Here is a 20695-nt window from a genome sequence, read left to right on the forward strand (position 1 = left end):
GCGTCATGACGGTTGCTGGCTCCACGCGATATCCGTCCTTCATCGACGACCTGGCCCGCAGCGAATCGGGGCGGCTGCTGCGCGCCGAACTCGGCCGGCGGTGGCCGGAGACGCCCGACCGGCTCGACGCGATCGTGCGCTACGCGCTGCTGCCGGCGGGCAAGATGCTCCGTCCGATGATGACGCTGCACGCCGCCGAGGCGGTGGGTGGATCACCCCGGGACGTCCTCGCGGCCGCGCTCGGCACCGAGTACCTGCACGTCGCGACGCTCGTGCACGACGACATCATCGACGCCGACACGCTGCGCCGTGGCCGTCCGGCCGTCCCGGTCGCGTACGGCATCCCCGGCGCCATCGTGGCCGGCGACCACCTCATCTTCCACGCCTTCCAGGCGATCGTGGAGGGCGGCCGGGCCGTACCCCCGGCGTCGGTCGTCGCCGCCGTGACCGCGCTCGCCGAGGCGGGCCAGGACCTGTGCCGGGGCCAGGCGATGGAGGAGCGGCTCGTCGGCGACCTGGACGCGGGCGCCCGCTGGTATCCGGAGATGATCCGGCTCAAGACCGGCTCGTTGTTCCGCGCCGTGTGCCACATCGGCGCGCTGCTCGGCGGCGCCGACCCGCGGGTGTCGGCCGCGCTGGCCCGCTACGGCGAGCACGTCGGCACCGCGTTCCAGATCCGCGACGACCTGCTGTCCTACCTGTCCACCCCGGAACAGACCGGCAAACCCGCGACGAGCGACCTCAACAACGGCCGGCCCACCCTGCCGCTGCTGCTGGCGTACGACGCGATCAGCGACGCGGCCCGGGTGGAGCTGCTGGCGGTACTGCACCGGCGCGGCGCCGGCCCCGGTGACGTCGAGTGGGTCACCGCACTGCTCCGCGACGCGGGCGCTGTCGACGGCGCCCGGCGGCGGATGGTGGAGCACGCCGAGCGGGCCCGCGCGGAACTGGCCGTGCTCACCCCGTCCGCGAGCGCGGACGTGCTCACCGGCATCGCGGCCTGGATGACGAGCGAGATGGCGTGAGCACGGCCGGCGCCGTGCGAGCACTGCGGGCCCACGTGGAGACCTGGCGGCCCTACACCCTCTGGTACGTCGGGCTGGTCGGCCTGGCCGGCGCCGCCGTGGCCGGTGGCCGGCGCGATCCGTGGCTGCTGCTGTCGGCCTGGGCCGCGCCGACCGCCGGCTGGCTGGGCGGCCACTATCTCGGCGACTACTTCGACCGGGACCTGGACGCCGGCAGCAAGCCGCACCGGCCGATCCCGTCCAGCCGGCTGGGCGCGGGCACGGCCCTGTGGTGCGGCAGCGCCTGCTTCGCCGCGCTCGGTGTCCTGGCCGTGCTGGGTGGCTGGGGCACCACAGTGGCGGCGCTGCTGGCCGGATGCGGCATCGTCGCGTACAGCAGGTGGTTCAAGGCCCGGGGGATCGCCGGCAACCTGGTCCGCGGCGCCCTCGGCGCGGTCGCGCTCGGCTACGGCGCGCTCGCCGCCGGCCTCGCGCCGCACCGGCCCTGGGCGGTGCCGGTGCTGCTCGCGCTCGTCGTCGCGTTCTGGTCGCACGATGCGATGTCCAACCTGGTCGGCGCGCTGCGCGACATCGACGGCGACCGCGCCGGCGGCTACCGCACGCTGCCGGTGGGGCGGGGCGTGCCGGTGGCCGTGCGGACCGTGGTGGCGCTCTACGCCGTCACGATCGGCGCCGCCGTGACCGCCGGACTGCTGGCCGGGCCGGGCACCCGCACGGCGTACCTGGCCACGGTGCTCGTCGTCCTGGTCACCGGCGTCGTCGCGCTGGCCCCGCTGGTGGCGCGCCGCGACGGGATGCCCGTCCTGGTGGCGCTGCGCGCCCACTCGGTCCTGGTCGTCGAGCGGGTCGTGCTGGCCTCGGCGGCCGTCGGGCTCGGCCTCGGCGTCGCCGTGCAGCTCGCGCTCGCGCTGCCGATGGTGCTGCTGACCTGGCTGGCGCAGCGCGGCATGCGCGTCCGGCACGAACTCGGCCCGCCGGTAGCGGGCCTGACCCTCGCCGCCCACAGTCGACTGCCTCTGGAGGACGCGCCATGACCGCTGTGACCGCCGAGGCCGTCGGGAAGGCGGTGGCCGCGGGCGCCGAGGCGCTGTTCCGCCGCCGCCGTCCCGACGGCGCCTTCGGTGACGACCCGCCCGCCTCGGTGCTCGGCACCGCCGGCGCGGTCGCCGCGCTGCACGCCGCGGACCCGTCCGGTGGCGCCGACCTGGTCCACGCCGGAGCCGCCTGGCTGCGCCGCGCACAGCACGACGACGGCGGCTGGGGTGGCGTCGTGGGCGCCGGCACCGCTGTCGTACCCACCGCCGTGGCGGTCGCGGCGCTGGCCCTGAGCGCGCCCTCCGGCAGCGCCGACGCGGTCGCGGCGGGCCGGGCCCGGCTGGCCACGCTCGGCGGCGTCGACACGATCACCGATCCGGCCATCTCGCTGCTCTGCCGGCAACTGCTCACGATGGCCGGGATGACCGCCGAGGCCGGCCCGCTGCGCCGGCTGCCGCTGGAGATCGTCCTGTTCGACCGGGTACGCCGGCAGCGCCTGTCGTTCCGTACCGCGCCGTTCGTCGGGCTCGCGCTCATGCAGTCCGACATGCTGCCCGCCGGCCGGCTACGCCGGGCCACGCTGCGCCGGGCCCGTCCGGCGGCGGTACGGCTGCTCCGGTCCATCCACGACCACGAGGGCCGTACCGGAGCGCTCAGCGAGGATCCGTGGCCCGCCGCACTCGTCCTGCTCGGCCTGGCCCGCAGCGGCGAGGCGCCGGACATCGCGCGCGCCGTCACCGGCTGGCTGCGCCGGGCGGTACGCCCCGACGGGGCCTGGGACGCGGTCACCAACCTGGACCTCACCCGGTCCGGGTACGCGGCGACCGGGTTGATCGCGGCCGGCTACGCCGCCGATCCCCGGCTGCACGCCACCCGGGATTTCCTCCACGCCGCCCGCAAGACGGAGACGTTCGAGGTGCTGGGCGTGCCGCCGGGCGGGTGGAGCTACTCGAACGCCCGCGGCTGGCCGGTCACGCTGGAGTCGGCCGAGATCCTCTCCGCGCTCGCCGGCCTCCCCGGCGCCGGGGCCGACCCGGTGCTGCGCCAGGGACTGGCGTGGCTGGCCGGCCGCCAGGACAGCCGCGGCTCGTGGAGCCTCTGGGTCCGCGACACCAAGCTCGCCAACGACGGCCCCTGCCCGGCCATCACCAGCCAGGCGATCCTCGCGCTGCACGACGCCGGGCACCCGGACGACCATCCGGCCGTCGCCCGGGCGGCGGCCTGGCTGCTGACGCGCGCCGCGCCCGACGGCACGTTCGAGAACCTCTGGTACCGCGACCACACCTCCGGCACCGCTGTGGTGGTCGCCGCGCTGTCCCGGGTCGGGCACGCCCGGCACGACGTGGTGCGCCGCGCGGCCCGGTGGCTGCGCGACACCCAGCTGCCCGACGGCTCGTGGGGGCCGGGCGACGGCACCGACGGCACCGTCGAGGAGACGGCCTGGGCCGTACAGGGCCTGATCGCGGTCGGCGATCCCGACGCCGCCGACGCGGTCGACCGGGGCGTGGCCTGGCTGGTGGCCGCCGCCGGGCCGGACGGCGCCTGGCCCGCCGCCCGGGTCTGCAACTACATCCGCCACCACATGCGGTACCCGAACGCGGTGATCACCCAGGCGCTCGCGCTGCGGGCGCTCGGTGAGTACCGCAGCGCCGCCGCCGCGCGATCCGGCGCCGCACCGGGCGCGGTGGCCCGATGACCGCCGACGTCGTGGTGGCCGGCGCCGGCGCCGGCGGGCTGGCCTGCGCCTACGCGCTCGGCGCACTCGGGCTGCGGGTCCTGGTGCTCGACCGGCAGCGCGCCCCCGCGTCGATCGCCAAGGGCGAGATCCTCCAGCCCGAGACGGTACGCATCCTCGACTCCTGGGGCACGCTGGACGCCCTGCGGTCCACCGGCGCACGCCCGGTCGGTCGGCTGGCCATCCGCGACGCGTACGGCGAGCCGTTGCTCTGCCTGGACTACGCGAGCCTGCCCGGCGCGTACCGGCAGATCCTCTGCGCCGACTACGGCGACCTGCGCGCGGTCCTGGCCGACCGGCTACCCGCCACCGTGGAGGTCCGGTGGGGCGTGCGGGTGACCGGTGTCCGGCGCGACAGCGACGGCCGCGTCGGCGGCGTCCGGGCCGTCGTGGACGGCGCCGAGCGCGAGATACCGGCGCCGCTCGTGGTCGCGGCCGACGGCATGTCCTCGCCGCTGCGCCGGGCGGCCGGGATCGGCGTGGAGCGCCGGGAGTACCCGCACGGCCTGGTCGCCTTCGACATGGCCGGTGCCGAGGTGGCCGACGAGGTGTCCGCCTACCGCACCGGCCGGGGACTCTGCCTGGTCTACCCGCTGCCGGGCGGGCGGTGCCGCCTCTACGTGCAGGTCGCGCCGGACGAGTTCCGGGGACGGGTCGACCTGGACGCGTGGTGCGGACGACTGCTCGCCGACGTCCCGGCGATCAGCCGGCTGGGCCCGGCCGTGCGCGTGAACCTGCACCGGCGCCAGCTGCTCGCGGTCTACCGGCTGCGCAGCGCACGACTGGCCGTACCGGGTCTCGCGCTCGCCGGTGAGGCCGCCCACGCGGTGCACCCGATGGCGGCGCAGGGCGTCAACAGCTCCCTCGGTGACGCCGAGACGCTCGCGGCCTGCCTGGCCGCCGAGGGTGGCGCGCCGGAACCGGCCGCCGTGGACCGGGCGCTGCGGGCCTTCGAGGCGGCGCGCCGGCCCCGGCTGGACCACGTCGCCACCGTCAGCCACAACGCCTCCCGCATGATCACCGCCGTGTCCGGGCTGCCGAAGCTGCTCGGCGCGCGGATGATGCGGCGGACCGCCGCCAACCCCCGGCTGCTCGGGCTCACCGCCGGGAACCTTTCCGGCACCGACGTCCGGCCGCTCTCCGCGGTCGACCGGCTGTACCAGCTCGGGCTGCTGGCCGACCGGCACGCGCACACCACGTCCCCGCCGGTCCCGTCGGAAAGTGAGCGATGATGACGCCTGCCACCGCCGTCGGGACGCAACCGCCGGCCGACCTGTCCATGAACGAGACGCCCTACCCGCCGTTACCGGGGGTGCGGCGGGTGGTCGAGGACGCCGCCGCGACGCTCCAGCGCTACCCGGACCGGCTGTCGTCGGCGCTCGTGGCGGCGCTGTCGGCGCGGCTCGGCGTGGGCCCGGAGGCGATCCTCGTCGGCCCCGGCTCGGCCGGGCTGTGCCAGCACCTCGTGCAGTCCCTCGGGCCGCGCCCGGACGTCGTCCACCCGGCCCTGTCGTTCGAGGGCTACCCGCTGATCATCGGCAACGCCGGCGCCCGCGCCGTGCCGGTTCCGATGGACGGGTACGACCACGACCTGCCCGCGATGGCGGACGCGGTCACCGACCGGACCCGGTGCGTGCTGCTGTGCAATCCCAACAACCCGACCGGGGCGGCGCTGCGCCGCGACGACGTCGAGGCGTTCCTGGACCGCATCCCGGCCGACGTCCCGGTGATCGTGGACGAGGCGTACCGCGAGTTCGTCACCGACCCGCGCTCGCCGGACGGGATGGACCTGTACCGGGCGTACGACAACGTCTGCGTGCTGCGCACGTTCTCCAAGGCGTACGGGCTGGCCGCGCTGCGCGTCGGGTACGCCGTGGTGCCGCCCCGGCTCACCCGGGCCGCCGCGCTCACCGGGGCGGTGTTCTTCCCGAGCGCTCTCGCCCAGGCGGCGGCGGTGGCGAGCCTGACGCCGGAGGTGGGCGCGGAACTGTCCCGGCGGTGCACGGAACTGGTGGCGGCTCGTACCGGCCTGGTCGACGCGTTGAGCGGCCTCGGGCTCACGGTGGCGCCCAGCGAGGCCAACTTCGTGTGGCTACCGCTGGGGGAGCGGGCCGTGCCGTTCGCCGAGCGGGCCCGGGAGGCGGGCATCCTGGTGATGGCGCTACCAGGCGCCGGGGTCCGGATCACCGTCGGCTCCCCGGAGGCCAACGAGCGGCTGTGCGCGTTCGTGCGCGCCGCGCTCGCCGACGGGCTCTGACCGTCCGGCCGGCTCCAGCGCGACAACGCTCAGGTAGCCCAGGCCGGGCTCGTAGTCGGCCGCCACCACCGGCCGGGGCCGTGCCGCGTCCTCGGAGAGACGGTCCAGCAGCGCCCACCAGAGGCCCGTGGACGGCTGCCTCGCCGGACCGGTGGTGACCGCGTGACCGCTGTGGCCGGGCCACGCGGCGGCCAGGTCCGCGCCGAGCACGACCGCGACATCGGTACGTCCGGCCGTCAGCTCGCGCACCTCGGCCGCCGCGAGCGCGGCCACGTCATCCGCCCGGACGTCCGCGTGCTGGCGCAGCGCGGTCACCCGGGCGCCGTCGCCGAGCCCGATCCGCTCGGGACCGCCGGCCTCACCGTCGTTGTCGCCGCCGGTCGCGTCGTTGTCGCCGGGCCGTGCGGTGTCGCCGGCTGCGTCACCGCCGCGGTGAGCGCTGTCGTCGGCGAGCGCGCCGTACAGCATGGCCACGGCCCGGTGGCGGGCCGGTAGGGGCGCCACCGCGTCGTACGGCAGGACCGCCTGTTCGACGGTGACCAGCAGGGCGCGGCGGCACCCGTACTCGCGGGCGATCCGCAGTCCGGTGAACGCCGCCGCCGAGCCCTGGTCGCAGAGCGCGAACGACATCGGCGTGCCCGGGCAGACGTGACTGAGGTACGCGGCTGTTGCCCGGCCGGGCAGCATGTCGTGCACGGCGAACGCCAGCACCAGCAGGTCCACCGGCTCGTCCGGCGGCACGACGGCCGGGATCAGCTCGGCGGCCATCTCCCCGTACGACTGCCCGAGCGCTCCCGGCGGCGCGTCGAACAGACCGTCGGGCACTCGCAGCCCGTACGGCCGGGTCAGGTCCGTCAGGTACTCGGCGGCCCGGCCGCGCAGCCTGGGATCGCCGAGCAGCGCGGCCGGGCCGGTGACGGTGTGCCGCGCGGCCCGCAGCAGGCGCAGCCCGTCGTCCATGGTGGCCTCCCGTACGCCGGTCAGTGCTCGAACACCATGGCGGCGAACGTCGCGCCGTCCCCGGCGCCCACCGCCGCGACCAGGTACCGGTCACCGGGCCGGAGCAGGCCGCGCTCCCGGGCGGTGCGGTAGTTGACGAACGCGTCCGCGCAGAACACGTGGCCGGTGTCGGTCACGTTGTCCAGCAGCACCCGGTCCAGCGGCAGCCCGATCAACCGGCACAGCCGCTTCCAGGTCATCAGGTTGACGTTGTGCGGCAGCACCAGCCGCAGCTCGGACAGCCCGATCCCGGCCCGGTCCAGCGCCCGGCCGATCACCTCGGCCAGCGCCGGCCGGTACGCCCGCTGGAACCGCGCCGGGGACTCGCCGCCGGCGACGTCGAACTCGCCCCGCTGGTGGCAGGCGTACGCGAGCAGCCGGTCGCGGCCGCCACCGGCGCTGAGCAGGCAGGCCGAGGAGCCCTCGCTGAACACCGACGTCTCCGGGATGAACTGGGCGTCGCGGGTGAACGCCTTCTCCCCGGTGAGCACCAACGCGAGCGGTGGGCCGTCCGGCGTGTCCGGTTCGGACGCGAGCAGCCGCCCGGCCACGTCGATCGCGGCCAACGCGCTCGCGCAGGACTGCTGGGTGAGCGTGAACGCGAGCGCGTGGCCCAGCCCGAGCGTGCGGCACACCTCGTGCAGCGGGTTGACCGGATAGGGGGTGACCACCGGGAACGCCCGCCCGTACACCACGAACCGCACCCGCCGCCGCAGCGTGGACAGCGCGGTGAGGCCGGCCGCGGCGCGCAGCAGCAGGTCGGTCAGGGACAGCCCGGGGTCGCGGCGGACCTCGGTCAGGCCGTGGAAGCGGCGGAACAGGCGGACCTGCATGTCGCTGAGGCCCAGCGGCACGGCCAGGCTCTCGACCGGCACCCGGCGCTGCGGCAGGAACACCGAGACGGCGTCGATCGCCGTCATGCGCGTACCGTCACGTCACGGATCAGATCAGTGACGCCGATGGATGTCAACGCGCGTGCGATCATATCGACGTGGCTCGCTTCCTGTTCGTCGTGCTGCCGGTGGAGTCCCATCTGCACGCCCCGGTCGCCATCGCCCAGGAACTGGAGGCGGCCGGGCACGAGGTGGCCTGGGTCGGGCCGCGCAGCGACCTGCACCCGCTGGTCGGCCCGGACGCCACGCTGTTCCCCACCGGCAAGCGCTACTACCGCCCCGACGGCGCGTCCGGGGCGGCCTCGGTGCGCAGCCTCTGGGAGGGGCACGTGCTGCCCGCCAACCGCTTCGTCCGCGACGCCGCCGACGCGGCGGTCGAGCGGTACCGGCCGGACGTGGTGGTGGCCGACCAGTACGCGCTCGCGGGCGCGCTGGCCGCGCACCGCCGCCGGCTGCCGTGGGCGACGTTCTGCGTCGGCATGCTGGAGCTGACGCCGCCGACCGAGGAGATGCCCGAGTTCACCGACTGGGTGGACGCCCAGGTCGCCCGGGTGTGGGCGATGACCGACCTGCCGGTGGACGAGACGATCGACCTGCGCTTCTCGCCGTACCTCGTGATCGGCCTGACCACGACGGCGCTGACCGGCCCGGTGCCGCTGCCGCCGCACTGCGTGCTCACCGGGCCGGCGCTGGGACGGCGGCCGAACGCGCCCGCGTTCGCCTGGGAGGTGTGGGATCCCGGCCGACGGCATGTGCTCGTCACGGTCGGGACGATGGCCGAGCACCTGGCCGCCGACTTCTACCGGCGGATGACGGCGGCGACCGTGCCGCTCGCCGACCGGATCCAGGTGATCCTCACCGCGGGCGCCGGCCTGGTGCCCGACCCGCCGCCGCACGTGCTCGTCGTGCCCCGGGTGCCGGTGCTGGAGCTGATGCCCCGGCTGGACGCGCTGGTGTCCCACGGCGGGCTGGGCACGGTCTCCGAGGCGCTGGCCCACGGCGTGCCGGTGGTGGTCGCGCCGATCCGGCACGACCACCCGGAGGTGGCGCGTCAGGTACGCCGGGCCGGCGCCGGCCGGGAGGTCTCCTTCCACTCGGCGACCCCGGCGGAGCTGACCGCCGCGCTGAGCGCGGTGCTCGACGAACCGGCGTACCGGACGGGAGCGCGCCGGGTGGGGGAGTCGTTCGCGGCGGCCGGCGGCGCCCGCGCGGCGGCGTCGCACCTCGCCGCGTTGGCACGGACGGCTCCCGACGCCTGACGCATCGACCGTTGTCCAACCGTCGGGGCCGAACTAGCCTGACCTGACGCACCCGCGCAGGCGTCGTGCCGCACGAGGAGGCTCGATGATCGAGGCCACCGGCCTTCGCAAGTCCTTCCGGGTCGGGCGCGGGCGGGGCGCCACCACAGTCGACGCGGTACGCGGCGTCGACTTCGCGGTACGGCGCGGCGAGATCGTCGGTTTCCTCGGCCCGAACGGCGCGGGCAAGTCCACCACGCTGCGGATGCTCGCCACGCTGATCCGGCCCAGCGGGGGAGCGGCCACCATCGCCGGTGTCGACCTGCTGCGCTCACCCGCGCAGGTCCGGCGGCGGATCGGCTTCGTGGCGCAGGCCAGCGGCACCTACGACGACTCCACCGCCCGGCGGGACCTGGTGCTCCAGGCCCGGATGCACGGGCTGTCGAAGTCCGTGGCGCAGGAGCTGGCCGTCGGGGCCATCCGCGCGTTCCAGCTCGACGAGTTCGCCGACCGCAAGATCAAGACGTACTCGGGCGGGCAGCGCCGCCGCCTCGACGTCGCGCTCGGCGTCATCCACTCGCCGCGGGTCATGTTCCTGGACGAGCCCACCGCCGGGCTCGACCCGCCCAGCCGGGTCCGGATGTGGCAGGAGGTGCGGCGGCTGCGCGAGGAGGGCATGACCATCTTCCTCACCACGCACTACCTGGACGAGGCCGACAGCCTCTGCGACCGGATCTCGATCATCGACGCCGGACGGATCGTGGCCGAGGGCACGCCGTCGGACCTCAAACGAGAGATCTCCGGCGACGTGGTCGCGATCGACTTCGCCGCCACCGACGGCGCCGCCGGGGACCTGCCGGCCGCGACGAAGCTGCTGGCCGAGGCGCCGTACGTGCACGCGGCCGAGCCGGTCGACGGCACGCTGCGGCTCTACGTCGACAGCGCCGCCACGGCCATCCCGCAGATCATGCGGGCGCTCTACGACAGGGGCATCGAGCCCGGCGCGATCGAGGCCCGCCGGCCCAGCCTCGACGACGTGTTCCTGGCCAAGACCGGCCGGTCGCTCGCGGAGTGACCGGCCGCCGAGAGGAGTACGGCGTGAAGCTCGTCCGCGACACCTGGCTGATCTTCCAGCAGGAGGTCGGCCTGATGGTGCGCAACCCGGTGATGGTCGCGTTCAGCCTGGCCCAGCCGATCACCTACCTGATCCTCTTCGCGCCGTTCCTCAAGGTGGTGATGGTCGACCGGGGCGCCTCGTCGTACGCCGACGCGTACCGCATCTACGTACCGGGCCTGTTCGTGGCTATGGGTCTGTTCGGCGGCCTGTTCGCCGGTTACGGGCTGCTCAGCGCGCTGCGCGCGGGCATCATCGACAGGTGCCGGGTGACGCCGGTGAGCCGTACCGGCCTGCTGCTGGGCCGCGCGCTGATGCACGTGTGCCTCAACGTGGTGCAGGCGGTCGTCGTCACGCTGGTGGCGCTGCCGTTCGGCCTGCGCGTGCACCTGGCGAACCTGCTGGTGTCGTACGCGCTGCTGTCGGTGATGGTGCTGCTGAGCACCTCGATCTCGTACGACATCGCGTTGCTGGTGCGCAACGAGAACAGCCTCGGCGTGCTGGTGAACACCGTCGGGCAGCCGGTGTCGCTGCTCGCCGGCGTGCTCATCCCGCTCGTGCTGGCGCCGATGTGGATCCAGCGGGTCGCGGTGTGGAACCCGTTCGCCTGGGCCACCGACGGCATGCGGGCGCTGTTCGCCGGGCAGATCACCCAGACCGTCGTGTGGCAGGGCGCGCTCATCATGTCCGGGCTGGCCGCCGCCAGTCTGTTCTGGTCGTCGCACCTGTTCAACCGCGACGTCTCATGACCGCGCGTACATCGACCATTGTCTCAGCGTGGCGGGCGCTCTAGCCTGATCGTGTCCCCGCTCGGCGGCCGGTACGGGGCGCGGCCGTGACGCGTGTCAGCTGAGGAGGCGACGAGTTGGGTGCCGACAACTTCCGGGCGACGCTGGCGGCCGACATGGAGCTGGGCGCGGGCAACGTGCTGCTCCGGCTGGCCGAGCACGGCGCCGACATGGAGACGCCCCGGGTGACGTTCGACGCCGACGTCGACGGCATCCCCGCCTGGACGCCGCTGTCGCTGGCGACGCTCACCGACCGGGTCGCGGCCCGGGCCGCCTGGTTCCGGTCGCGCGGCGTCCGCCGGGCCGACCCGGTCGCGGTGTACGTGACCTCCGCGCCCGACGTGTTCCTCAACTTCCTGGCGCTGACCTGGCTCGGCGCGATCCCGGCGCTGATGAACGGCAACATGCCGATCCCGCTGGCGGCCGAGTTCATCAGGCGGCTGCGCGGAGCCGGGGTACTGGTCGACGCCGACCACGCCGCCCTGGCCGAGCACGACCTCGGCGTGGAGATCCTCGGCGACGCGGCGCAGACCGGCACAGGCGACCCGGCGCAGGCGCCGCCGCACCACCGGCACCACCCCGAGGACCCGGTGGTCATCACCCACTCCTCGGGCACCACCCGGGTACCGGCGGCGATCGTCCACTCGCACCACGGCCTGTTCGCCGCCATTCGCGCGGTCCGGCTCACCGAGTCCCGGCCGTACGGCGAGGTGCGGGAGATGTCCGCGCTGCCGGCCGCGCACGCCGCCGGCATCATCACGCTCAACCAGGCGCTCTGCAACGGCTACCAGCTGCTGTGCCTGTCCGCGCAGGGCGGCCCGTTCGAGCGCAGCGCGGAGACGATCCTGGAGGCGATCGAGCGGTGGCGTCCCACCGGCGTCTTCGGCTTCGCGGTGACCTGGTCCGAGCTGGCCCGGGTCGACCTCACCACCCGCGACCTCAGCTCGGTGCGCAACTGGTTCAACACCGGTGACTGCGCGCACGAGGCGCACGTACGCCGGCTGGTCGCGGTCGGCAGTCACCCCGCGTACACCCGCGACGGCATGGTCGACGTGCCCGGCTCCAAGTTCGTCGACATGCTCGGCTCCACCGAGATGGGGCACGGCGCGTTCCGGATCACCCACCGGCTCGGCAGCGACCGGTACGACCGCTGCGTCGGCAGGCCGTACCCGTTCGCCGAGATCGCCCTGCTCGACGTGGACACCGGCGAGGAGGTCCCGCCGGGGCAGGTGGGGCACGTCGGTCTCAAGTCGCCGACGCTGGCGCTCGGCTACTGGAACGACTCGGTCACCACGTACCGCACCCGGCTGGGCGGCTACTACCTGACCGGTGACCTGATGTACCGCGACGCGGCCGGCGACTACCACCACGTCGACCGGGCCAGCGACGCGGTCGACCTGGGCGGCGGCACCTGGCTGTACACCGCGCTGTCCGAGGAGCGCATCCTCAGGCACTGCCCGGACGTCCGCGACTGCACCGTGCTCGCGGCGACGGGGGAGAACGGCGCGACAGTCACCGACGTGCTGCTCCTGCTCGCCGCCGACGCCGACCCGGCGCACGACCGGACCGACCGGGTCCGGGCCGCGCTGGGGCCGGCGGTGGCCGTGACGCTGCGCCGGGTGGTGACGGTCCCCGACGACGACGTGGTCACGGGGCCGACCGGAAAGGTCCGCAAGTTCCTGATGCGACAGCGGCTGCTGGCCGACGCCGGAGCGCCCGGCGCGGGCTGACCGGGGGAGATCGACGGCTGGCGGAGCCGTGCCAGAATCCAGCCGTGTCCTACCTCCCCTCGCAGCCGTACCCGCCGATGCCCGGCGGCGTCAGCCCGCTGATCGCCTACCCGCACCCGATCACCCCGCCGCCCGGCTGCGGCGTGCTCGTCGTCTCGGTGAACCGCGGGCCGTACCTGATCCCCGTGCCGGTGACCAGCCGCTTCAAGATCGACCGCCAGGTGGTCGCGATCCCCGGCGAGGGGACCTGGCACGTCGCGGTGCCGGCCGGCTCGCACGACGTCCGGTACACCGACTTCGTCGGCGTCCCGCTCGTCACCACGACGCTCGCGGTGCAGCCGGGGGCCGCGCACCACCTCGCGTTCCGCTTCGGCGGATGGCGCAACCGGGTCTACGACGGGTACGGCACCGACGTCACCCGGTTCGGCCTGTGGTCCAACTACAGCGTCATGCTGGTCCTGCTGGCCGTCCTCGGCGTGGTCTGCTGCGGGGCGTTCGGGCTGGTCCTGGGCTCGACTCCCTGACCCCGCCCGGTCGGCAGACCTGGTCGCGCCGCTAGCGCAGCGACCAGGTCTGCTTCACGTTGAACACGCAGGTCCAGGCGTTCAGCGGCGCGCCCGCGGCGTGGCCGTCGACGTCCAGGCAGCGGTCGGTCGCCCGGTTGAACAGCGAGCGCCGGCCCTGGCTCTCGATCCACTCCCACTTCTGCGCCGGGTTGCCGCTGCACCACGCGGTCTGCACCGGTACGCCGTCGCGCTTCTCGCCCCAGGCCACGTCCAGGCAGAGGCCGCCGTCGACCCGGACGCTGCCGTCGGACGCGAACGTCCACCACTGGGAACGCTCCTCCCGGCAGGCCCGCAGCACGACGCGTACGCCGTCCCCGCTGCCGCCGCTCGCGCACAGGCCGGTCTCCTTGCCGACGAGTTGCTTCGTGCCGGCCGGACGGACCGGTGCGGGCGGCTTCTCCGGCTCCTTCGACGTGCCCGCCGTCGGCGTCGGCGTGGACGGGCGCGTGACCGACGAGGACGGCGGCTTCGCCGTGGGCGTCCGGGTGGCGGGTGCGCCGGAACTCGCGGGCGTACCGCGCAGCCGGCCGTCGAGGGCGTAGAAGTCGGCGAACTCCCGGACCGTGCGCAGGAACGCCTGCGTCCCGGCGTCGAAGTCGCCGCCGGTGTGGCGTACGGCGTCGGTCCCGTTGCGGTACGCGGCCAGCGCCAGCAGGTCCGGGTCGCCGTCGAGCGCGGCCAGTTCCCGCCGCAGCGCGCAGAGCGTGGCGCCGGCCGCCGGTACGGCCGCCTGCGGATCCCACGGCGAGGCGCCGGACGGCCCGTACGCACGCCACAGCTCGGGCCGGAACTGGGCGACGCCCTTGCGGCCGCCGTCGCCGAGCAGGTTCGGGTCGAAGCCGGAGGAGGCCATGAGCTGCGCGGCGACAGTGGCCGGCGGCACCTGCGGGCACACCGAGCCGGCCCGTACCACCAGGCGCACGTACGCGGCGGGGACCGCCTTGGGCTGCCGGCGCTCGCTCTCGCCGCCCGCCGGGCCGGTACCGGCGAAGCCGTCCTGCCGCCCGTAGTAGGCGGCGTACCGGCTCGCCTCGTCGACGTACGGGACCGCTGCCGAGGGCACCCCCTCGGCTTCGCGGACCTCGTCGAAACCGGTGTGGAACGCGGCGAGCGACAGTCGCCACGGGGCGCCGGGGACTGCTGCCGCGCGCAGTTGCCCGGCCAGATCGCACATGTGGTGGGCGAGCGCGAGGATGTTGGCGGCCGCGTCCGTGCGCTGCGCGTCCGGCCACGGCGCCCAGGTCCGCCACCGCTCGTCGTCCAGGCCGGCCAGACCGCGGCCGCCGGACGCGGTCCGCTCGGCCCGCGCGTCCAGACCCGACTCGGCCATCAGCTGCCCGGCCAGCCGCGCCGGGGTCAGCGCGGGGCAGGCGCGGGCCGCGGTCCGGATCGCGGTCAGGTGCTCGGCGGAGACGCTCCGGCCGGCCGGAGCGTCGTCGCGGGCGGCGGCGACGGTCCCGCTGAGGGCGGCGACCGCAAGGATCAGCGCCGCCAGCCCGGCGGCGCCGGCGGCGGCCGCGCCGCGTGGGATCCGGCGCGGCCGCGGGCGCGGGCCGGGGGCATCGGCTGTCACAGGGCGGTCCTTCCGGTGATGACGTACGCCGGACGGGTACGCGACGTCCTCGGTTCACCCGGCCGGAATCGGGTCCGACTCCGGTCCGGCCGTCATTGAACCGACCGACCGGCGAGGCGTCAAATGTGGACGGTCCGGCCGCCGCCGTGCCGGTACCCGGGCGGATGGTGACGGTCTTGATCCGGAACGAGTCCGAAAAGTTTCGGGATTTTGCCGCTTCAGACGGTGGCTGATCGACTGCCGCCGCCTCGTCCGCGCTGATCGGACGCCCTTTCCGGCAGCCGCAACGCCCGTTCAGGGGTAGCGGAGCGGTTACCACAACATTTCCGGAACTTGTTGACAGGATGAACCGTGCCTCCAATACTGTGGCCATCGGCGTATCTCGATTGACGTCGATGTCCGACCACCACCGTGGCGCGGCTGTCGCCCCGGTCCCGCCGTCCCGCGGGCGGGCGAGCACCCGCGGCTCGCGCCACCCGGCTGGCCGCCCGCCAGCCGTCACAGGGAGGAAACCCGTCCATGAAAGACGCCCCCGTCCGCACGGGCATCCGCAGCCGCGGACGCCTCAGGATGGTCCTCGGCGGCGCCTGCGCCGTGGCGCTGATCGCCGCCGGGGCGACGGCGGTCACGTCCGGTCCGGCCTACGCCGACACCACCGTCACGTCGAACTCGACCGGCACCAACAACGGCTACTTCTATTCCTTCTGGAAAGACAGTGGCAACGTGTCCATGACCATGGGCAACGGCGGTCAGTACAGCACCCAGTGGAGCAACATCAACAACTTCGTCGCCGGCAAGGGCTGGAACCCGGGCGGGCGGCGGACGGTCAGCTACTCCGGCAGCTTCAACCCGTCCGGCAACGCGTACCTGACGCTCTACGGCTGGACGCGCAACCCGCTCGTCGAGTACTACATCGTGGACAGCTGGGGCAGCTGGCGCCCGCCGGGCAGCGGCTACATGGGCTCGGTGTCCTCCGACGGCGGCACGTACGACGTCTACCGCACCCAGCGGGTCAACGCCCCCTCGATCGAGGGGACGCGGACGTTCTACCAGTACTGGAGCGTCCGGCAGTCGAAGCGCGTGGGCGGCACCATCACCGCCGGCAACCACTTCGACGCCTGGTCGCGCTACGGCATGAACCTCGGTTCGCACGACTACCAGATCCTGGCCACCGAGGGCTACCAGAGCAGCGGCAACTCCAACATCACGATCGGCGGGACCAGCGGTGGCAACCCGACCACCCCGCCGCCGAACAACGGTGGCTGCACGGTCAGCGTCAGCCGGGCCGAGGAGTGGAGCGACCGGTTCAACGTGACCTTCTCGGTCAGCGGCACCAGCAACTGGGTGGTCAGCATCCAGACCCAGGGCGGGCAGAGCCTCCAGAACAGCTGGAACGCGTCCGTGAGCGGCACCAGCGGCACGCTCACCGCACGCCCGAACGGCAACGGCAACAGCTTCGGCATCACGCTCTACAAGAACGGCAACAGCAACACACCGACGGCGAGCTGTTCCGCCGCCTGAGCCCTCTTCCGGGGAGGGGGTGCCGCGCCTGGCGCGGCACCCCCGTTTTCGTGTGCCCGGAGTGTGCTGATGTGACAGCCGACACACCTGGGCAAAAACTTGATTCATTCCAAAAGAGCGGACTAAGGTCGTCGCATGACGGCCGACTTCGAGACGCAGCTCCGGGCGGTCTCGTTGCGGGTGACCCGGCCCCGCCTGGCGGTGCTGGCCGCGCTGCGTGACCATCCGCACGTCGACACCGACACGGTGATCGCCCTGGTCCGCGCCGACCAGCCCACCGTGTCCCACCAGGCGGTCTACGATGTGCTCCGGGCACTCACCGACGCCGGGCTGATCCGGCGCATCCAGCCGGCCGGCGCCACGGCCCGCTACGAGTCGAGGGTGGGAGACAACCACCACCACGTCGTGTGCCGTTCCTGCGGCGCCATCGCCGACGTCGAGTGCGCCGTCGGCCGCGCCCCCTGTCTCACCGCCTCGGACGACCACGGCTTCGTGGTGGACGAGGCGGAGGTCGTCTACTGGGGCACCTGCCCCGGCTGCGCGGCCGACCGTACCGCCCAGCGATCCGCCAGTTCGGAAGGAAACAGATGAGCGACACCCAGGACAACCGGCCCGTCAGCCCGCAGGGCGTGGACGCCAAGGAGGCGGCCGGCTGCCCGGTCGCGCACGACTCCGTGACCGCGCACGGCAGCGAGAGCGAGAACCCGGCGATCGACTCGCCGACCCCGAAGACCGGCGGTCGTCCGCGCAGCAACCGCGACTGGTGGCCCAACCAGCTCGACCTGTCGGTGCTGCACGCCCACTCCTCCAAGGGCAACCCGCTGGGCCCGGAGTTCAGCTACGCCAGGGAGTTCGCCAAGCTCGACGTCGAGGCGCTCAAGCGGGACATCGCCGAGGTTCTCACCACCTCGCAGGACTGGTGGCCGGCCGACTTCGGCCACTACGGCGGCCTGATGATCCGGATGAGCTGGCACGCCGCGGGCACCTACCGCATCGAGGACGGCCGCGGTGGCGCCGGCGACGGCGGGCAGCGGTTCGCCCCGCTGAACAGCTGGCCCGACAACGCCAACCTGGACAAGGCCCGCCGGCTGCTCTGGCCGGTCAAGCAGAAGTACGGCCAGAAGATCTCCTGGGCCGACCTGCTGGTGCTCGCCGGCAACGTGTCCCTGGAGTCGATGGGCTTCAAGACCTTCGGCTTCGGTTTCGGCCGTGAGGACGTCTGGGAGCCGGAGGAGATCTTCTGGGGCCCCGAGGACGCCTGGCTCGGCGACGAGCGCTACTCCTCCGAGAAGGAGATGGTGGCCGGCGTCGGCGCCACCGAGATGGGTCTGATCTACGTCAACCCGGAGGGCCCGCGCGGCAACGCCGACCCGCTCGCCGCGGCGCACTTCATCCGCGAGACGTTCCGCCGGATGGCCATGAACGACGAGGAGACCGTCGCGCTGATCGCCGGCGGCCACACCTTCGGCAAGACCCACGGCGCCGGCCCCGCCGACGGCCACGTCGGTCCCGAGCCGGAGGCCGCGCCGCTGGAGTCGCAGGGCCTGGGCTGGCTGAGCACGTACGGCGAGGGCAAGGGCGGCGACACGATCACCAGCGGTCTCGAGGTGACCTGGACCGACCGCCCGACGGAGTGGAGCAACCGGTTCTTCGAGATCCTCTTCGGCTACGAGTGGGAGCTGACCACCAGCCCCGGTGGCGCCAAGCAGTGGGTCGCCAAGGACGCCGAGGCGATCATCCCGGACGCCCACGACCCGTCGAAGAAGCACAAGCCGACCATGCTCACGACCGACCTGTCGCTGCGGGTCGACCCGGCGTACGAGAAGATCTCCCGCCGGTTCCTGGAGAACCCGGACGAGTTCGCGCTGGCGTTCGCCAAGGCCTGGTACAAGCTGCTGCACCGTGACATGGGTCCGGTCAGCCGCTTCCTCGGCCCGTGGGTGCCCGAGGCCCAGCTCTGGCAGGACCCGGTACCGGCCGTCGAGCACGAGCTGGTGAGCGACTCCGACGTCGCCGCGCTCAAGGCGAAGGTGCTGGAGTCCGGCCTCACCACCGCCCAGCTGGTCTCCACCGCCTGGGCCTCGGCCGCGAGCTACCGCTCCACCGACAAGCGCGGTGGCGCCAACGGCGCGCGGATCCGGCTGGAGCCGCAGCGCAACTGGGAGGTCAACCAGCCCGAGCAGCTCGCCACCGTGCTGAGCACCCTGGAGGGCATCCAGCAGGAGTTCAACGCGGCCGGCGGCGCCCAGATCTCGCTCGCCGACCTGATCGTGCTGGCCGGCTCGGCCGCTGTCGAGCAGGCGGCGCGCGACGCCGGCGTCGAGGTGACGGTGCCGTTCCACGCGGGTCGTACCGACGCCACGCAGGAGCAGACCGACGTCGAGTCGTTCCGGGTGATGGAGCCGCGTGCCGACGGTTTCCGCAACTACCTGCGGCCGGGCGAGAAGACCCAGCCGGAGGTTCTGCTCATCGACCGCGCGTACATGCTGAACCTGACCGCGCCGGAGATGACCGTGCTGGTCGGCGGTCTGCGCGCGCTCGGCAACAACGTCGGCGGCGCCGCGCACGGCGTGCTCACCGACCGGCCCGGCGTGCTCACCAACGACTTCTTCGTCAACCTGCTGTCCCCGGGCACCCGGTGGAAGGCGGCGGAGTCCGAGGAGCACGTGTACGAGATCCGGGACCTGGCGACCGACCAGGTGAAGTGGACCGCCACCGCGGTCGACCTCATCTTCGGCTCCAACTCGCAGCTGCGGGCGCTGGCCGAGGTCTACGCCAGCGACGACGCGCGGGAGAAGTTCGTCCGCGACTTCGTGGCCGCCTGGACGAAGGTCATGGAGCTGGACCGCTTCGACCTGGCCTGATCCGCCGCATCTGAGCGAGCCCCGGTCCGTCGCGCCGCGACGGGCCGGGGCTCGCCCCGTTGCCGGGGCCGGTCGCCCGGCACAGGTCCGGCCGGGTCAGCCGTGCAGCGTACGGCTCGGTGGGATGCCAAATACGGACCGATAGTGAGCGGTGAACCTGCTGTGGCTCAGGAATCCCCATCGGGTGGCGATCCGGCTGACGGTTTCGCGTCTCGGATCGCTCATGCGCAGTTCCTGGTGTGCCCGCTCCAGCCGGATGCGCCGCAGGTAGGCGGCCGGCGTGCTGTCCAGATGCCGCCGGAAGGCCAGTTGCAGGGATCGTACGGACACGGCGGCGGCGACTGCGACATCCGCCGGGCTGATGTCACGGTGCGCGTTCTCCTCCATGAAGGCGATGGCCCGGCGGAGCGCCGGCGCCGAGGCGTCCCGGCGGTCCTGCGGCGTCGGATCGGTCAGAGCGGTGTTGGGAAAGACGGCGAGCGCGGCCGCCGCGAGGGTGCGCGCCGCCGTGGCGAGCACCAGCGGCTGGCGGCCGGCCTCGGGGTTGCCCAGCACGGCGAGGCGTACGTAGCGGGCGGTGAGCCGCCAGTGCTCGGCCAGAACCGGGGAGGCCGGCTGGAGGTCGGTGAACCGGATGGGCGCGGGCCGGCGTCCGGGAGCAGGGGAGACGACCTGCTGGAGCAGGCCCGGGTCCAGCTGGACCAGCAGCACCTCTCCGCAGCGCCACCGTAGGCGGTACGGACGGCCCGGATGGGCGTTCAGGAACACGTCACCGGGGCGGAAGGGATGCAGTTCGCCCTCACTGATGCGGCTCACCATGCTGCTCGTGCTCTGGCAGACGACCACCGAGTCGAGTTGCTCGACGTCGATGCGCAGATCGCCCGACTGCGCGACCCGGTCCACCCGGAACGAGCCGGCGTTGAGCCGTCGGTGGCTGAGCCGGAACCCGCCGCCCCCGCGGATGCGCATGCCCCGCGTGCCGTACGCCTCGGTGAGGTAATGGTGAATGAGGTCCGGCCGCCGGCTCCTGAAGTGATGGCTGACGATGGAGCTGGGCCTCACGTCGTCTCCCTGCCGTGTCCGTCCGGGGAGTGGAAGTCGTCACCGCGGGGAGCGAAGGAATCTCATCTCCCGAATGTTATTGCTTGATGGGATTCCTGGATATCCCCAATCCCATCAATGGACTTTGCGCTAAGCGATCAGCGGCATGCCTTTCGTGCGCTGAGGGGCCTAGGGCGTGTCCTGCCGATCATGTAGTGGTTGATCGTTGACGATGTGCCGGTGGTGCGTCGTGGTGAGTTGACCGATGAGGCGTGGGCGGTGATCGCGCCGTTGCTACCGGAACCTGGTGGGGCGC

General features: G+C 73.6%; 17 protein-coding genes. 13 read left to right on the forward strand and 4 right to left on the reverse strand.

What is annotated here, in order from left to right; translation table 11 throughout:
• The first annotated feature begins 5 nt into the window (after positions 1-5).
• From F8279_RS01265 to F8279_RS01285, 5 genes are read left to right on the forward strand one after another with little or no spacing between them, the layout of a single operon-like run.
• Positions 6-1025, forward strand: a complete 1020-nt coding sequence (locus F8279_RS01265; RefSeq protein ID WP_151498834.1) for a polyprenyl synthetase family protein — start codon at positions 6-8, stop codon at positions 1023-1025.
• Complete coding sequence (locus tag F8279_RS01270) at positions 1022-2059, forward strand: UbiA family prenyltransferase (protein ID WP_091417085.1); 1038 nt, start codon at positions 1022-1024, stop codon at positions 2057-2059. Before F8279_RS01265 ends, F8279_RS01270 begins: the two co-directional genes overlap by 4 nt.
• Positions 2056-3756, forward strand: coding sequence for a prenyltransferase/squalene oxidase repeat-containing protein (locus tag F8279_RS01275; protein ID WP_151498835.1), 1701 nt, complete (start codon positions 2056-2058; stop codon positions 3754-3756). Before F8279_RS01270 ends, F8279_RS01275 begins: the two co-directional genes overlap by 4 nt.
• Positions 3753-5027: an NAD(P)/FAD-dependent oxidoreductase gene (locus F8279_RS01280; RefSeq protein ID WP_151498836.1), complete on the forward strand. Its 1275-nt coding sequence runs from the start codon at positions 3753-3755 to the stop codon at positions 5025-5027. Before F8279_RS01275 ends, F8279_RS01280 begins: the two co-directional genes overlap by 4 nt.
• Positions 5027-6052, forward strand: coding sequence for an aminotransferase class I/II-fold pyridoxal phosphate-dependent enzyme (locus tag F8279_RS01285; RefSeq protein ID WP_225853069.1), 1026 nt, complete (start codon positions 5027-5029; stop codon positions 6050-6052). The genes F8279_RS01280 and F8279_RS01285 overlap by 1 nt, the downstream gene beginning before the upstream one ends.
• Here F8279_RS01285 and F8279_RS01290 read toward each other — a convergent pair.
• Positions 5957-7012 (reverse strand): 2-hydroxy-acid oxidase, encoded by a 1056-nt coding sequence (locus F8279_RS01290; protein ID WP_151498838.1) that lies wholly within the window; start codon positions 7010-7012, stop codon positions 5957-5959. The genes F8279_RS01285 and F8279_RS01290 overlap by 96 nt on opposite strands.
• Before the next feature lie 20 nt (positions 7013-7032).
• Positions 7033-7971, reverse strand: a complete 939-nt coding sequence (locus tag F8279_RS01295; protein ID WP_151498839.1) for a 3-oxoacyl-[acyl-carrier-protein] synthase III C-terminal domain-containing protein — start codon at positions 7969-7971, stop codon at positions 7033-7035.
• A 71-nt stretch (positions 7972-8042) separates the two neighbouring features.
• Here F8279_RS01295 and F8279_RS01300 point away from each other — a divergent pair, with 71 nt between their 5' ends.
• The 5 genes from F8279_RS01300 (at position 8043) to F8279_RS01320 (ending at position 13338) form a co-directional block, all read left to right on the forward strand.
• Entirely contained in the window at positions 8043-9203 is a 1161-nt protein-coding gene (locus F8279_RS01300) for a glycosyltransferase (RefSeq protein WP_151498840.1), read from the forward strand.
• Between the two features lie 85 nt (positions 9204-9288).
• Complete coding sequence (locus tag F8279_RS01305; protein WP_151498841.1) at positions 9289-10257, forward strand: ATP-binding cassette domain-containing protein; 969 nt, start codon at positions 9289-9291, stop codon at positions 10255-10257.
• Positions 10258-10280: 23 nt separating this feature from the next.
• A complete protein-coding gene (locus F8279_RS01310; protein WP_091418421.1) occupies positions 10281-11045 on the forward strand; it encodes an ABC transporter permease in 765 nt (254 codons plus the stop codon).
• Positions 11046-11200: 155 nt separating this feature from the next.
• Positions 11201-12814: a class I adenylate-forming enzyme family protein gene (locus tag F8279_RS01315; protein WP_192580595.1), complete on the forward strand. Its 1614-nt coding sequence runs from the start codon at positions 11201-11203 to the stop codon at positions 12812-12814.
• A 44-nt stretch (positions 12815-12858) separates the two neighbouring features.
• Entirely contained in the window at positions 12859-13338 is a 480-nt protein-coding gene (locus F8279_RS01320; RefSeq protein WP_151498843.1) for a hypothetical protein, read from the forward strand.
• A 31-nt stretch (positions 13339-13369) separates the two neighbouring features.
• Here the strand turns inward: F8279_RS01320 and F8279_RS01325 are convergent, their stop codons facing one another.
• A complete protein-coding gene (locus tag F8279_RS01325) occupies positions 13370-14953 on the reverse strand; it encodes a ricin-type beta-trefoil lectin domain protein (RefSeq protein ID WP_151498844.1) in 1584 nt (527 codons plus the stop codon).
• A 519-nt stretch (positions 14954-15472) separates the two neighbouring features.
• On the opposite strand from F8279_RS01325, the gene F8279_RS01330 reads away from it, so the two are divergent.
• The 3 genes from F8279_RS01330 (at position 15473) to katG (ending at position 19338) form a co-directional block, all read left to right on the forward strand.
• Complete coding sequence (locus F8279_RS01330) at positions 15473-16474, forward strand: glycoside hydrolase family 11 protein (RefSeq protein WP_091417122.1); 1002 nt, start codon at positions 15473-15475, stop codon at positions 16472-16474.
• 135 nt (positions 16475-16609) lie between these two features.
• On the forward strand, positions 16610-17065 hold the full coding sequence (locus F8279_RS01335) for a Fur family transcriptional regulator (protein WP_091417126.1): 456 nt from the start codon (positions 16610-16612) through the stop codon (positions 17063-17065).
• Positions 17062-19338 (forward strand): catalase/peroxidase HPI, encoded by a 2277-nt coding sequence (gene katG, locus F8279_RS01340; protein ID WP_091417130.1) that lies wholly within the window; start codon positions 17062-17064, stop codon positions 19336-19338. Before F8279_RS01335 ends, katG begins: the two co-directional genes overlap by 4 nt.
• Positions 19339-19434: 96 nt before the next feature.
• On the opposite strand, the gene F8279_RS01345 is transcribed toward katG, so the two are convergent.
• Positions 19435-20400, reverse strand: coding sequence for a helix-turn-helix transcriptional regulator (locus F8279_RS01345; RefSeq protein ID WP_151498845.1), 966 nt, complete (start codon positions 20398-20400; stop codon positions 19435-19437).
• Between the last annotated feature and the right edge of the window lie 295 nt (positions 20401-20695).

The sequence above is a fragment of the Micromonospora sp. AMSO1212t genome, assembly GCF_008868145.1.
Classification (GTDB): Bacteria; Actinomycetota; Actinomycetes; order Mycobacteriales; family Micromonosporaceae; genus Micromonospora; species Micromonospora tulbaghiae.